This window comes from Deltaproteobacteria bacterium (genome assembly GCA_016210005.1).
Lineage (GTDB): Bacteria > Desulfobacterota > Binatia > HRBIN30 > JACQVA1 > JACQVA1.
The window spans coordinates 1-13,937 of sequence record JACQVA010000116.1 but is presented as its reverse complement, the minus strand read 5'-3'; the positions used below and the strand labels follow the sequence as shown (position 1 = coordinate 13,937).

17 protein-coding genes are annotated in these 13,937 nt (G+C 64.8%); 15 read left to right on the top strand and 2 right to left on the bottom strand.

Translation table 11 applies throughout. The features are described 5' to 3' along the window. Window positions 1-7: 7 nt before the first annotated feature. The 4 genes from HY699_11135 to HY699_11120 all read left to right on the top strand — a co-directional run bounded on the left by HY699_11135 (window position 8) and on the right by HY699_11120 (window position 4,009). On the top strand, window positions 8-721 hold the full coding sequence (locus HY699_11135) for an HAD family hydrolase (GenBank protein MBI4516355.1): 714 nt from the start codon (window positions 8-10) through the stop codon (window positions 719-721). A gap of 225 nt (window positions 722-946) precedes the next feature. Continuing rightward, window positions 947-2,032 (top strand): 3-deoxy-7-phosphoheptulonate synthase, encoded by a 1,086-nt coding sequence (locus HY699_11130; protein MBI4516354.1) that lies wholly within the window; start codon window positions 947-949, stop codon window positions 2,030-2,032. Window positions 2,033-2,317: 285 nt separating this feature from the next. Then, on the top strand, window positions 2,318-2,896 hold the full coding sequence (gene pdxH / locus HY699_11125) for a pyridoxamine 5'-phosphate oxidase (GenBank protein ID MBI4516353.1): 579 nt from the start codon (window positions 2,318-2,320) through the stop codon (window positions 2,894-2,896). Between the two features lie 18 nt (window positions 2,897-2,914). Next, the gene (locus HY699_11120) at window positions 2,915-4,009 is read left to right on the top strand and encodes a glutathione S-transferase family protein (GenBank protein MBI4516352.1); all 1,095 of its coding nucleotides are present in this window, start codon (window positions 2,915-2,917) and stop codon (window positions 4,007-4,009) included. A gap of 8 nt (window positions 4,010-4,017) precedes the next feature. On the opposite strand, the gene HY699_11115 is transcribed toward HY699_11120, so the two are convergent. Beyond that, the gene (locus HY699_11115) at window positions 4,018-4,605 is read right to left on the bottom strand and encodes a lysophospholipid acyltransferase family protein (GenBank protein MBI4516351.1); all 588 of its coding nucleotides are present in this window, start codon (window positions 4,603-4,605) and stop codon (window positions 4,018-4,020) included. Window positions 4,606-4,740: 135 nt separating this feature from the next. Between HY699_11115 and HY699_11110 the strand changes: the two genes are divergently transcribed. Beyond that, window positions 4,741-5,187 (top strand): nuclear transport factor 2 family protein, encoded by a 447-nt coding sequence (locus HY699_11110; GenBank protein MBI4516350.1) that lies wholly within the window; start codon window positions 4,741-4,743, stop codon window positions 5,185-5,187. Window positions 5,188-5,224: 37 nt separating this feature from the next. Here the strand turns inward: HY699_11110 and nth are convergent, their stop codons facing one another. Continuing rightward, window positions 5,225-5,932, bottom strand: coding sequence for an endonuclease III (gene nth / locus HY699_11105; protein MBI4516349.1), 708 nt, complete (start codon window positions 5,930-5,932; stop codon window positions 5,225-5,227). Between the two features lie 223 nt (window positions 5,933-6,155). Here nth and HY699_11100 point away from each other — a divergent pair, with 223 nt between their 5' ends. The 10 genes from HY699_11100 (at window position 6,156) to HY699_11055 (ending at window position 13,674) form a co-directional block, all read left to right on the top strand. Further along, a complete protein-coding gene (locus tag HY699_11100) occupies window positions 6,156-7,373 on the top strand; it encodes an IscS subfamily cysteine desulfurase (protein MBI4516348.1) in 1,218 nt (405 codons plus the stop codon). A gap of 31 nt (window positions 7,374-7,404) precedes the next feature. After that, window positions 7,405-7,836, top strand: a complete 432-nt coding sequence (gene iscU, locus HY699_11095; GenBank protein ID MBI4516347.1) for a Fe-S cluster assembly scaffold IscU — start codon at window positions 7,405-7,407, stop codon at window positions 7,834-7,836. A gap of 21 nt (window positions 7,837-7,857) precedes the next feature. Beyond that, entirely contained in the window at window positions 7,858-8,175 is a 318-nt protein-coding gene (locus HY699_11090; protein MBI4516346.1) for an iron-sulfur cluster assembly accessory protein, read from the top strand. A 14-nt stretch (window positions 8,176-8,189) separates the two neighbouring features. Next, the gene (gene hscB / locus HY699_11085; GenBank protein MBI4516345.1) at window positions 8,190-8,864 is read left to right on the top strand and encodes a Fe-S protein assembly co-chaperone HscB; all 675 of its coding nucleotides are present in this window, start codon (window positions 8,190-8,192) and stop codon (window positions 8,862-8,864) included. Next, complete coding sequence (gene hscA / locus HY699_11080; GenBank protein ID MBI4516344.1) at window positions 8,864-10,672, top strand: Fe-S protein assembly chaperone HscA; 1,809 nt, start codon at window positions 8,864-8,866, stop codon at window positions 10,670-10,672. The genes hscB and hscA overlap by 1 nt, the downstream gene beginning before the upstream one ends. A gap of 17 nt (window positions 10,673-10,689) precedes the next feature. Next, window positions 10,690-10,902, top strand: coding sequence for a Fe-S cluster assembly protein IscX (iscX, locus tag HY699_11075; protein MBI4516343.1), 213 nt, complete (start codon window positions 10,690-10,692; stop codon window positions 10,900-10,902). A gap of 18 nt (window positions 10,903-10,920) precedes the next feature. Beyond that, window positions 10,921-11,364 (top strand): Rrf2 family transcriptional regulator, encoded by a 444-nt coding sequence (locus HY699_11070; GenBank protein ID MBI4516342.1) that lies wholly within the window; start codon window positions 10,921-10,923, stop codon window positions 11,362-11,364. Between the two features lie 19 nt (window positions 11,365-11,383). Beyond that, window positions 11,384-11,794 (top strand): hypothetical protein, encoded by a 411-nt coding sequence (locus HY699_11065; GenBank protein ID MBI4516341.1) that lies wholly within the window; start codon window positions 11,384-11,386, stop codon window positions 11,792-11,794. A 177-nt stretch (window positions 11,795-11,971) separates the two neighbouring features. Continuing rightward, entirely contained in the window at window positions 11,972-13,255 is a 1,284-nt protein-coding gene (locus HY699_11060) for a hypothetical protein (protein ID MBI4516340.1), read from the top strand. Continuing rightward, window positions 13,255-13,674: a hypothetical protein gene (locus tag HY699_11055; GenBank protein MBI4516339.1), complete on the top strand. Its 420-nt coding sequence runs from the start codon at window positions 13,255-13,257 to the stop codon at window positions 13,672-13,674. Before HY699_11060 ends, HY699_11055 begins: the two co-directional genes overlap by 1 nt. Window positions 13,675-13,937 lie beyond the last annotated feature (263 nt).

Here is a 13,937-nt window from a genome sequence, read left to right as displayed (position 1 = left end):
CACGGCGATGAGCACCAAGGCAGTACTGTTCGATTTCGGCGGGACTCTGTACGACTACGCCACGCTCGAAGCGGCGGAGCGCGAGAGCCTGGTCGAGCTGGCGCGCTGGGCCGGTATCACCGCCGAGCCGCCGGTAATCCAGAGCGCGTACCGGGAAGCCCTGCGCAGCGTCTTCCGCGCCTACGTGCCGCGGCGGTTCTACCTCCACCGCGATCTGTTTCGCGATGCCGCGCTCGGCATGCTGGCGGCGTTCGGCGTGGCTCCTGACCCGCTTCAGCTCGACCGCTATCGCGCGGCTCAGTGGCAGCGCCACGCCCGCGACTTCACGCTGCGCGACGGGGTGCTGGACACCTTGCAGCAGTTGCGCGAACGCGGCCTGCATCTCGGCATCGTGAGTAATATCGACGTTGACCAGCTCGAACACCTGCTCGCCGTGGCCCGGATCGCGGCACAGTTTGACTCCGTGCTCTCCAGCGAAGAGGCGCGGTCGTGCAAACCCGATGGTCTTATCTACACCGAAGCCCTGCGGCGCGCCGGCTGCGAGCCGCACGAAGCGCTCTTCGTCGGCGACACGTTGCTGCAAGACATCGCCGGCGCGAACCAGGCCGGGCTGCGCTCCGTGCTGCTCTGGCACCGCGACGACCGCCAGCCGCCCGAGAGCGAGCCGCGCCCGCACCACGTCATCCGGCGCATCCCGGAGTTGCTCGCCCTGCTTGATTGAACCGGCACGATCCGGTTGACGCAATCCGGCGGGCGAGCTACAAGGGCAGCACATGATCTCCACGAGCCGCTACGCCTTCGCGTATTTTAGCTTCCCCTGGTGGGTACCGGGGCCGCTGGAGTCTGCGTGAGCGTGTAACGGCCGATTGACGGCGCAGAAACCGAAAGCCCCGGGAGCAATCTCGGGGCTTTTTTTTTGCCCGCAAGACGGAAAGGCAGGCGACCAATGGCAGAGAAAATCGAGAACGCGAACTTGGCCGAGGTGATCCCGTTGATCTCGCCCAAAGCCGTGCAGGCGAAGTTGCCGCGTACGGAGCAGACCAGCCGCGTGGTGCTGCACGCACGGCGGGCGATCCGCGACATCATCCATGGCCGCGACCGGCAGCGGTTACTCGTGGTGGTCGGCCCGTGCTCGATTCATGACCGCGAAGCCGCTTGCGACTACGCCCAGCGCTTGGCTGCCGTGGCCGAGGCCACCCGCGACCAACTCGTCGTGGTCATGCGCACCTATTTCGAGAAACCCCGCACCACCATCGGCTGGAAGGGATTGATCAACGACCCCCATCTCGACGGGTCGTGCGATGTCGCCACCGGTTTGAAACTGGCGCGCGAGATTCTCCTACACATCAACCGGCTCGGCCTGCCGTGCGGCTACGAAGCGCTAGACCCGGTCACGCCCCAGTACATCGCCGATCTGCTCAGCTGGGCCGCCATCGGCGCGCGCACCACCGAGAGCCAAACCCATCGCGAGATGGCCAGCGGCCTGTCGATGCCGGTGGGATTCAAGAACGGCACCGACGGCGGCTTGGAAGTCTGCCTCAACGCCATGATCTCGGCGCGCAGTCCGCATGCTTTCCTGGGCATCAACGCCGAGGGCGTGACCTCGGTGATCAAGACCAAGGGCAATCCCGATCGACACGTCGTGTTGCGCGGCGGGGGCGGCAAGCCGAACTACTCGGCGGCCGATGTCACCCGGGCGGCGCGGCTGATCTCACAGCAAGGCGTGGCGCGCCCGATCATGGTCGATTGCTCGCACGACAACTCGAACAAGGATCACACCCGGCAGGCCCACGTGTGTCGTGAAGTACTGCGGCAGGTGCGCGACGGTTACGAGCCCATCATGGGTGTGCTGCTGGAGAGCAACCTGCGGCCCGGCAAACAGACGTGGCGAGAAGGGGCGGCGCTCGAATACGGCGTCTCGATCACTGATGCGTGCATCGGCTGGGACGAAACCGAAGCGCTGCTCTACGAGGCGGCGCAGACAGTGAAGGCGGCGCGCAATCTCGCACCGGCGGCCGTTGGCGCGGCCTGAGCCCTCGGCCGGCTCCTCTCGGGGGCTGTGAAGAACTCGGAGGGGTGGAGCAATGCTCCGTTCATCAACAATGATGCCGTTCGCTCCGCCTTCTGATCTTGAGCGCGGAGCGGTGCTCCCGCCGCACTTCGCCGCGACCGCGGGCACATAGTTGATTTCCTCATAGGCTCTCGGAGGCACAATCGGCAGGGCGACAGAAAGGTCGCGCCCGGTTCCCCCCGCGTCACGCACCGATCGGCCGTCCAGTTGATCCGCGAGCTTGCTGCCGGTAAGGTCCAGGGCAAGATGACAGACGTACCGATTGCCCGTTTCCGTCGTTGGTTCAGGAAAGCTGGTGAAGCCGGCGAGGCCCTGCCAGAGGCGATGGCGCTGGCCACCGCCGATGCCCGCGGCCGCCCGGCCGTGCGCTTTGTATTGCTCAAGGGCGTGGATCAGCGCGGCTTCGTGTTCTTCACCAATGCCGGCAGCCGCAAGGGCCGCGAACTGCGCGACAACCCGCAGGCCTCGCTGGCGGTCTACTGGGACAAGCTCGGCAAGCAGGTCCGCATCGATGGCCGAATCGAGTCGGTGACCGCCGCCGAAGCCGACGCCTATTGGGCCACTCGCCCGCGCGAGAGCCAGCTGGCGGCGGTAGCATCGCGGCAGAGCAGCGAGCTGGTCAGTCGCGCACAGCTGCTGGCAGCCTGGCGCAAGCTGCGCCATCACTACCGCGGCGAAGCGATTCCGCGGCCCAGCGGCTGGACCGGCTACCGCATCATTGCGTCCGAGATAGAGTTCTGGCACCGCGGCGATCACCGCCTGCATCACCGCGAGCTGTTCACCCGCACCCGCAACAGCTGGAGTTGTAAGCTGCTGCAGCCGTAGGGCGCGGCCGAGATGCCGATGAGAGCCGAGAACCCATATCGTTTCTACGCCGCCGAGATTTCCTACTTCTCCGGCAAGGTCCGTCCGTTCTTCCGCTACAAGCAGATCCCGTTCGAGGAGATTGCGCCGACCCCGCAGGTCTACCGCGAGGTCATCATTCCGCGCACCGGTCTCGCCTTCATTCCGGTGGTGGTAACGCCCGAGAGCGATACGCTGCAGGACACCAGCGAGATCTTGGACGAGTTAGAGCGCCGTTTTCCCACGCCTCCGGTCTATCCGCCGACACCGGTGCAACGCATCGTGGCGTATCTCATAGAGGTCTACGCCGACGAGTTCTGCGTTTTGCCGGCGATGCACTACCGCTGGAGTTTTGCCGAAAGCGAGGCCAAGGCGCGCGCCGATTTTACGCGCGCCAACGGCGACCCGGCGGCGGCGCAGAAATTCGCCGACCGCATGCACGGCACGCTGCCGTTCCTGGGCATCACGCCCGAATCGATTCCGGCAATCGAGGCCCACACCCGCGCTCTGCTCGACATCCTCTCGCGACACTTCACCGCGCACGACTTCTTGCTCGGCAGCCGCATGTCGCTGGCCGACTTGGCGCTACTCGGGCCGCTCTATGCGCATCTTTATCTCGATGCCGTGCCCGGCCGGCTACTGCGCCAGAGCGCGCCGCAGGTGTGTGCTTGGATCGAACGGATGAACCATCCTCAGCCTGGCGCCGGTGAGTTCTTGCCCACCGACGCGCTGGCGCCGACTCTGCGCCCGCTGCTGCAACTGATCGGCGGCGACGCCGCGCCGTTGCTGCTCGATAACCTGCGCGCCTTCGAGGCCTGGGCTGCAACGCGGCCGGCCGACGTGAGCGAGCCTCCGCGCGGCGTCGGCTTTCACGAAACCGAGTTGCGCGACGTGCGCTTCCAGCGCTTCACCAGCCCGTACACCTTGTGGATGGTACAGCGCCCGCGCGACGCCTTTGCCCGCCTGGCAGCCGGCGAGCAAGCTTCCATACGCCGCGCCCTCGATGGCACCGGCCTGCTGGCGCTGCTCGACTTCGAGCCGCGCTACCGATTGGGCAAGCAGCACTACAAGCTGGTCTTCGAGCCGCCGCAGTAAACCGGTACCTACGCCGACATCGCCAGCGGGTCGGGGCGCGGCGCCGCGCGGGTCGCGACCACCCCACGCAGCTCGGGATACTTCGGCGTCACCTTGGCGTAGAACTCATCGAATACTCTGAAGTCAGCTTCAATGTCGCCGGTGGTGATGAATGCCGGACCGAGGCCGGCGACCTTGCGCTTGTAGTCGAGATATCCAAGCACGATCGGCACGCGGGCGCCGTAGGCGATGTAGTAGAAACCGGTCTTCCAATGAGTGGAGCGCTTACGCGTGCCCTCGGGGGGGACGGCCAGGATCAGTTGTTTGGTGGTGGCGAAGCTTTCGATGGCCTGTTCGACCATGTGGCCGCGCCGGCTGCGGTCGATCGCAATGCCGCCGAAGTAGCGCACGATCGGCCCCAGCGGAAAGAAAAACGCGGCGTCCTTGACGAACCATGACAGCTTGACGCGAAAGATGTAGGCCGCGGTCACCATGATGAAGGCGTCCCAGTTGGAGGTGTGGGGCGCGGCAATGATCACAAAGTGTGCCGGCTGCGGGACGGCGCCTTCGGTCTTCCAGCCGAACAGGCGGAAGAGCAACCGGGCGAGCCCGTGCATAAAGGCGCTGACGTGAAAGGGGTTGGCGGCGGCGTGCGACATTGGTGGCTCTTAGCGGAGATTGGGCACGAGCGCGAGGGGGCGCGATTCTAACCGTGCTGGACCTTGCTTGCGCCACCGGATATTGGCTGCGACATGACCTGCGACCGTGATCAGATAGCCAATCTCGTCTACACCTACGCCGAGCGTCTGGATGCCGGCGACCTTGAAGGCACGGCACAGCTCTTCGCCCGCGCCACGGTCCGCGCCGACGGCTTTGCCGAAGTGCGCCGCGGCACCACTGAGGTGCTGGATCTCTATCGCAGTACCGTTCGATTGTACGGCGGCCAACCGTGCACCAAGCACGTGACCACCAATCTGATCGTCGAGGTCGACGAAAGCGCTCTGACGGCCTTCGCCCGTTCGTATTACACCGTCTTGCAAGCCACCGCCGAGCTGCCGTTGCAGATCATCATCGCCGGCCATTACCACGACCGCTTCGCCCGCGATGAATCCGGCTGGTACTTCACTGACCGCCTCATGTTCGTCGACCTCATGGGCGACCTGCGCTTTCACTTGAAGTGGGACCCGTTCGCGGCGTAGGGGACCGTACCGGCTAGCGGGCTTTTCTGAACCTGTGTCAGATCTCGCCCGGCTTGCGTCCGAAGGCGGGACGCTTTGGACGAGCGGGGGCGGCGGCGGTCTTGTCCGGGTACGGGCACAAGTCGGCGATTACGCAGGTGACGCACGCCGGTTTGCGCGCCAAACAGACTGCTCTGCCATGCGCTTGGATGAGGTGGCAGAACTTCACTTGGGCGCGCGGCGCAACCAGCGGGGTCAGCTCGGCTTCGACCTTGTCGGGCTCGGTATGCCGGCTGAAGCCGAGCCGCTGCGCCAAACGCAACACGTGCGTATCGACCCCGATGCCGGGAATTCCGAAGGCGTTGCCGAGCACGATGTTCGCGGTCTTGCGCCCAACGCCGCGCAGACTCACCAGATCTTCGAGCCGGTTCGGCACCTCGCCGTTGAAACTCGCCACGAGTTGCCGGCAGCACTCGCGGATGGCCTTGGCCTTGTTGCGGTAGAAGCCGGTGGGGCGGATGTCCTGCTCGAGTTCTTCCTGGCCCGCGCCGGCGTAGTCTCGGGCCGTGCGGTACTTCTTGAACAGGCTGCCGCTGACTTCGTTGACCCTGGCGTCGGTGCATTGCGCGGCCAAGATGAGCGCGACCAGCAGTTCCAATGGCGAGGAGAATTCCAGGGCGAGCTTGGCCTTCGGGTATGCCTTCTTGAGGCGCCGGATGATTTCCGCCAGACGCTCGCGATCCGGCTGAGTACTGGGGCTGGCCATTCACCCGGGCGCATAGCACGCCGGCGGTCGTGGCCGCCAGCCGCTCCCGACGTCCGAAGGGCAAGAACCCCTTGACTCGGTGATTCCCGGACGATATTAGACCATTCAGGTCTGAATTGACTGATGCCCCGGCCCCGCACCGACTTTTTGACCAGACCACAAACGAGGCCCAGCCGTGGGCCGCGGGTACCGGAGAAACCTCTGCTGGCGTAAGGAGATGCTGATGGGCCGTATGGTGTACATGGATAACCACGCCACCACCCCAATGGACCCACGGGTGTTGGAGGCAATGCTGCCGTACTTCAAGGATAAATTCGGCAACGCCGCCAGCCGCAACCACGCCTTCGGCTGGGAGGCCGAGGCGGCCGTGGATCGCGCCCGCGAGCAAATCGCCAAGCTGATCAATGCCAAGGCCAAGGAGATCATTTTCACCAGCGGGGCCACCGAATCAGACAACCTCGCCATCAAAGGCGTGGTCGAGTTCTACAAGGACAAGGGCAACCACGTCATTACCGCGGTAACCGAGCACAAGGCCGTGCTCGATACCTGCAAGGCGCTCGAGCGAGTCGGCAAGGCGCAGGTTACCTACCTGCGAGTCGACAAGTGCGGGATGGTGGACCCCGAAGACGTGCGCAGAGCCATCAGCGACCAGACCGTCCTGATCTCGATCATGTACGCCAACAACGAAATCGGCACCATCAATCCGATCAGGGATATCGGCAAGATCGCCAAGGAGAAAGGGGTGCTCTTCCACACCGACGCGGTGCAAGGGATCGGCAAGATACCCGTCGATGTCGACGCGATGGGTGTCGATCTGATGTCGCTTACGGGCCACAAGATCTACGGGCCGAAGGGGTGCGGCGCGATCTATGTCCGCTCCAAGGGGCCGCGCGTGCGCCTGACCCCACAGATGGACGGCGGCGGCCACGAGCGCGGCATGCGCTCGGGCACGCTCAACGTGCCGGGCATCGCCGGGTTCGGCAAAGCCTGCGAGCTGGCGGCGATGGAAATGGAGACCGAGCAAGCCCGCATGCTGCACCTGCGCGAGAAGCTCCATCACGGCCTCTTCTCCCAACTCGATGAGATCTACCTCAACGGCCACCCCACCCAACGTCTGGCCGGGAACCTCAATGTGAGCTTTGCCTTCGTCGAAGGCGAGTCGCTGCTGATGGGCTTGAAGGACGTCGCGGTTTCATCCGGCTCGGCCTGCACCTCCGCGACCCTCGAGCCGTCATACGTGCTCAAAGCCCTGGGTGTGGGTGAGGACCTGGCGCACACCTCGATCCGCTTCGGCTTGGGCCGATTCAATACCGAGGAAGAGGTCGATTACGTCGTCGAGCGCGTGGTGCACGAGGTGCGCCGCCTGCGTGAGATGTCACCTCTTTACGAAATGGCCAAGGAAGGCATCGATCTGAAATCGTATCAGTGGCAGCGGGAGTAACCGCAAACGGCCACCGGGGAAGGACGCGTGTATGGCTTACAGCAACAAGGTCATCGACCATTACGAGAACCCGCGCAACGTGGGTTCCTTCGCCAAGGAAGAGGAGAACGTCGGCACCGGAGTCGTCGGCGCTCCCGAGTGCGGCGACGTGATGAAGCTCCAGCTCAAGATCAGTGATGCCGGTGTCATCGAAGACGCCCGCTTCAAGACCTTCGGCTGCGGCAGCGCGATCGCCAGCTCCAGCTACGTCACCGAGCTGGTCAAGGGCAAGACTTACAACGAGGCGCTGCAGATCAAGAACAGTCAGATCGTCGAAGAACTCAGCTTGCCGCCGGTCAAGATCCACTGCTCGGTGCTGGCCGAGGATGCGATCAAGGCCGCCATCCATGACTGGCGAAGGCGCAAGGAGACGCATGCGGGCGCCCAAGCACCGGCAACAGCGCAGGCGGCGGCCGCGAAATAATGATGGGAGACTCCCGTGTCGATCAGCTTGAGCGAGAACGCGGCCAGGAAGATTCAAGCTTTGCTGGCCCAGCAGCAGAAGCCAGAGTGCGGGCTGCGAGTGAAGGTCGTGGGCGGAGGCTGCTCCGGGCTCCAGTACAAGATGGACATCGACACCGAGCGCCCGGGCGACAAGATCTTCGAGCGTGACGGCGCCAAGGTCTTCGTTGACCGCAAGAGCTTTCTTTACCTCAACGGCACCGAACTGGATTACTCGGATGGGCTGATGAGTTCCGGCTTCAACTTGCACAACCCCAACGTCAAACGGTCGTGCGGCTGTGGCTCTTCCTTTACGGTGTAGCGAATTAGGCGTGTATGGAACCGACTCCTCCCACACCGGCACCCCAGGAAGCGGTGGCACGTGTGCGCTGCTGGCAGTGCGGCACCACCAACGTCCCCAGCCTTTTTTGTCTGACCTGTGATGCCATCCAGGCGCTGGCGGCGCAGACCGACTACTTCCGCATCCTCGGCATCGAACGCCGGCTCGACCTCGACTTGGATCATCTCCAGCGGCGCTACTTCGACCTGAGCCGCCGGCTGCACCCGGATGTTCATCTCCGGGGCCCAGCGCAGGCGCGCATCGCCAGCCTGGGGAACACGGCGATGTTGAACCGCGCCTATCGCACGCTGCGCGATCCCGTCGAGCGTGGCATCTACTGGCTCGGGCTGCACGGTGAGACCCTCGGTGGGAAGAACCACCGCGTGCCACCGGACTTGGCAGCGCTGGTTTTCGAAGTCCAGGAGAAGCTCGAAGTCCTGCGCCAACAAGATGGTGCCGCCAGTGCGCTCAGGGATGAAATCAGGCGGATTAGGGCGACCCTCGAAGATCAGCGCCAGGCACACCTAGCCGCACTGGCGCGCAACTTCGCGCGCTGGGACACCCGCGCCGCCGACACCGCTGCTCTGACGCAGGAACTCAAAGCCGCGCTCTCGGCCATCAAGTACCTGCGTACGCTGATGCGGGACGTCGACAAGGAGCTGGAGCGGTAATGGAGCGGATCTTCGGCATCGATCTCGGCACCACCAACAGCCTGATCGCCTACTTCGACGGCGATACGCCGCGGGTCATCCGTGATCCCGAGAGCGGCAGCGCGTTGCTCCCGTCAGTGGTGTGCTTCCCGGAAACCACCCGGGTAGTAGTGGGCGCAGCCGCTCGTGATCTGGCCGCCCACCATCCGCTGGAGACCATTGCCTCGGTCAAGCGTTTCATGGGGCTGGGCCTGAGCCACGTTACCACCGAAGATCGGCGCTTCTTTCGTTTCGCCGACGGCAACGGGGCTGACCTGGTGCGCTTCCAAGTGCACGACCGGACGGTTACGCCGCCCGAGGTCTCGGCGCTGATCTTGCGCGAGCTCAAGTTGCGCGCCGAGGCCGTGCTGGGCGAGGCCGTTAATCGCGTGGTGATCACGGTCCCGGCTTATTTCAACGACAGCCAGCGGCAAGCTACCAAGGACGCCGGCCGGCTCGCTGGGCTCGAAGTTCTGCGTCTGGTCAACGAACCGACGGCCGCCTCGCTGGCCTACGGTCTCGATCAGCGCAACCAAGGAACGATCGCGGTGTACGACTTCGGCGGCGGCACTTTCGACATTTCGATCCTGCGCCTGCACGAAGGCATCTTCCAGGTATTGTCGACCAGCGGTGATACGCGCCTCGGTGGTGACGACCTCGATCGGCGCCTTGCCGCGCTGGTGCTCGAGCTGGTGCCCGCAACCTTGCGCGATCATCCCGAGGTCGCCCAGGCCGCCACGCGCGTGGCCGAGCAGGCCAAGATTGAGCTCACCGAGGCTGAGGAAGCCACCATGCGCCTTTCGCTTCCGGCGCTGCAGATCGATGTCTCGCGCCGACTCACGCGCGCGCAATTCGAGGCCGCAATCGCCGACATCGTCGAGCGCACCCTGGATCCGTGCCGGCAAGCGCTCAAGGACGCCCGGCTCAGCGGCGCGGAGATCGACGAGGTGGTGCTGGTCGGCGGCTCGACGCGGGTGCCGCTGGTACGCCGGCGGGTGGAAGCTTTCTTCGGCCGCCGCCCGCACTGCGAACTGAATCCCGAGGAGGTTGTGGCTCTCGGGGCCGCGGTACAGGCAGGGGTGCTTTCGGGCCGCCGCTCCGACATGCTGCTGCTCGACGTCGTGCCGCTGTCGCTGGGAATTGAAACCGTCGGTGGCGTGATGGAACGGATCATCGAACGCAACACCACCATTCCTGTCATCTCCCGGCAGGAGTTCACCACCTATGTCGACGGCCAGACCGCCGTGGACTTTCACGTGTTGCAGGGCGAGCGCGAGCTGGTCCGCGACAACCGCAGCTTGGCGCGCTTCAAGCTGCGCGGCGTCGAGCCGCAACCGGCCGGCGTGCCGCGCCTCGAAGTCACGTTCATGATCGACGCCAACGGCATCCTCAACGTCACCGCCCGCGACCAGCGCACCGGCCGCGAGCAGTCAATCGACGTGAAGCCGTCGTACGGCCTCACTGACGACGTAATCGAGCAGATGCTCGAAGCCTCGATCGACCACGCCGAAGAGGATGTCAGTGCTCGGCTCCTGATCGAAGCCAACAACGATGGCGCGGCGCTAGCGGCGGCGGCGCGCAAGCAACTCGATCACGCCTGGCCCGACGAGCGCCCGGCGATCGAGGCGGCGCTGGCCCGACTCGAAGCGGCGATGCAAGGGACCGATTATAATCGCATCCGTGATCTGACCGAGGAACTCAATCAGGCCACCACGCCGCTGGCGCAGCGCCTGATGGATGTCTCGATCCGGGAAGCGCTCGAACACAAGCGCGTCCAAGAGGTTGCCTGAAATTCAACGAGGGTGTCATGGGACTGAAGTGGATCGATACTGAAGACATTGCCATCGGGCTGATGGAACGTCACCCGGAGATCAATCCGCTCGAGGTGCGCTTCACTGACCTGCACCGCTGGGTAACCCAGCTCGACGATTTCCAGGACGATCCCAAGGCCTCGAACGAAGCCAAGTTGGAGGCCATCCAGATGGCGTGGCTTCAGGAATATCGGGAGGCCCGTGCCTGAGGGCGGGAGGGTAGCCACGTGTCGATGATGCAAGTCAGCCGCAAGGTGGATTACGCCCTGAGGGCGATTATCTATCTCTCCGTACAACGCACCGATCAGCCGGCCTCGGTAAAAGAGATTGCCGCCCGGCGCCGGGTGCCGCAGAAGTTCCTGGAGAAGATCATCAAGGACCTCACCCGGGCCGGCTTGGTCGTGCCCCACCGCGGTTCGCACGGCGGTTACACGCTCAGCCGGCCGGCGGAACAAATCACCTTCCGCGACGTTATCGAGGCCATCGAAGGGCCGATTTCCTTGAACGTTTGTGTAACCGAACAACGTGACTGCTCGGTGCTGGCAAGCTGTAATATGCAGCGTATCTGGCAGGAAGGGCAGCGGCGGATGCTGGAGTTCTTCTCCGATACCACACTGGCCGATATCAGGACGCTGGCGGTGGTGAATACGAATCAGGGGGCTTCCGTCTAATCGGCCGAAGGAGCGATCCATGAGAGAGAGTATTGTAGGCGAGCGCGATTCCCGGCTGTTCCAGCCGGACGTCTTGCTCCCAGCCCAGTTCTTTTCGACCCTGCGCCGTAAGGCCCCCCAGGAGCCGGAGCGGCGGCTGGTCGTAGCGATCTTAGAGGACGCCGTGGATTGCTTCCACAAGCATCTGTTTGCGCGCGATCACAAGGCGCGTCAGTTGTTCGAGGACTCGGAGGCCTGGATCCTCTCCGACGATCGCGACTGGCCATTCTCGTTTGCGAACATCTGCGAGCTGCTCGATCTCAATCCCGAGTACCTGCGCCGCGGCTTGCTCACTTGGAAGGAGCGTCAGCTCGCTGAACGATCACGGGGTAAGGTTATTAACCTCGAGCCGTACGCGGCACCGGACGACAGTAACGCCCGGGTGGCGTAGAGGCGAAGCCACCCCGTGACCCCGGCCCGCGAGACGGTTCCCCCCTCCTCCGTCTCGCGGGTCCCCTGCTGCTCGTCGCTGGCTTGAATCGCTGCCGCCAGCCTGCGACAAACAACCCCATGCCCGGCAGCTCTCTCCCCAGTCGCCGCCAGCAACTCACCAGTTCGGGCTGGTGACATGGCGCCCGTCTCGCACTCTTTCTTCGCCACCACCGCCAAGGGCATGGAGGCATTGCTCGCGGCGGAATTGCGCCAACTCGGCGGCACCAAGGTTGTAGAGCAAAGGGCTGGCGTGGCCTTTTGCGGCCCGCTGGAGGTTGCCTACCGTGCCTGCCTGTGGTCGCGTGTTGCCAATCGAGTACTCCTACCGCTGGCCTCTTTCCAGGCCGAGACGCCCGCAGCGCTCTATGACGGGGTGCGTAACGTGCGCTGGTGGGAGCAGCTGTCGCCGCAGCAAACCCTCGCGGTCGACTTCGCGGCCACCGAGTCCGCCGTCTGCCATTCGCACTACGGTGCGCTGAAGACCAAGGACGCGATCGTCGACCAGCTACGCGAGCGCACCGGTACTCGACCATCGGTCTCGACGGTCCGCCCCGATATCCGCGTCAACGTCTACCTCCATCGCAACCGCGCGGTCGTCAGCCTCGATCTCTCCGGCGACAGTCTGCATCGGCGCGGCTACCGCCAGCAGCAGGCCGGCGCGCCGTTGAAAGAGAACCTGGCCGCCGCCGTGCTGCTACTGGCGGACTGGCCGCGCCTAGCCAGCACCGGAGCTGCGCTGATCGACCCGATGTGCGGCTCGGGCACACTGCCGATCGAAGCGGCGCTGATGGCAGCCGGTGTGGCACCGGGCAGTGAGCGAAGCTATTTCGGTTTTCTCAAATGGCACGGCCATCAGCCGCAGCTGTGGGACAGGCTGCGCCAAGAGGCTGCGGCGGGCGCGATCCGTGACCCCAAGCGTCTGCCGCGAATCTGCGGCTACGACGAAGATCCGCGCGCGGTCCGCGCTGCCATTGGCAATGTCGAGCGGGTCGGCATGCGCGGCTGCGTGCACATTGAAAAACGCGCGCTCAGCGAGTGCGAGCCGATCGCGGCACGCGGGGCCAGCTCCGGGCTGGTGGTCACCAATCCGCCGTACGGAGTGCGGCTAGGCGAGCGCGCCGCTTTGGCCCACCTGTACGCTACCCTGGGTGATACCCTGCGCCGCAAGTTTGTCGGCTGGACCGGGTATGTCTTGACCGGTGACCGCGAGTTGGGCCAGCGCATCGGCTTGCGCGCCGCTCGCCGTCACATCTTGTTCAATGGTGCAATCGAGTGCCGCCTGTTGGCGTTCCCGATCTCACCCAACCCGGTGCGCGATGAGGGCGGGCCGCGCTGGCGCCGGGAGCACCTTGGGCAAGATGGTGCAAGATCCTCATCTCACAGTCAGCGGCGTGAAACCGCCCAACGTACGGAGGGATAATGAAACCGGTCAGTGTCGGAAAGGACGTCGACAGCTGGTGCACGCGTTGCAAACTGATGCTGGCGCACACCGTGGAGGCCATGATCGCGGGCAAGATCACGCGCGTGCATTGCAACACCTGCGGGGCGCAGCACGCCTTCCGGCCACATCCGCCAGGCGAGTCGGCCGCCGGCGCGCGCTCGCGCCGTTCGCCTAAGCCTGCCGCCAGCCCGCGGACGCCGGATTACCAAAGCTTGCTGCGCGGCCGTGACCAGGCCGCGGCCCAGCGCTATGCGGCCGGCGAACGCTTCGCTAAGGGGGACGTGATCCGCCACTCCAGCTTCGGGCTCGGAGTGGTCGTGGCGACCAAGGACGGTAACAAAATCGAGGTGCTGTTTCCCGATGGTCCGAAGGTGCTGGTGCACGGGCGCGCGCTCTGAGCCGCACGTTCTGCTTCATCGTGTCCTTCCGGTGAGCATGCATAGCTCGATTTTCCCGGGGCGATCGGTTGCGACCGGGCCACCGAGACGGAGCGACGGATCAGCGGGGTGAGAGCCGGCTGAGCCGCCACCGGTCAGCGCGGTGGATCGGGACCGGTGTTCAGTGCGGCGAGCGGGTCGCGGTAGCTCCAGGGCATCCACTGTCCCGGGTTCGCCGTGAGTTCGGTGGCGTGGCGCTGGAGTTGGACCAGGTAGTCGAAGGG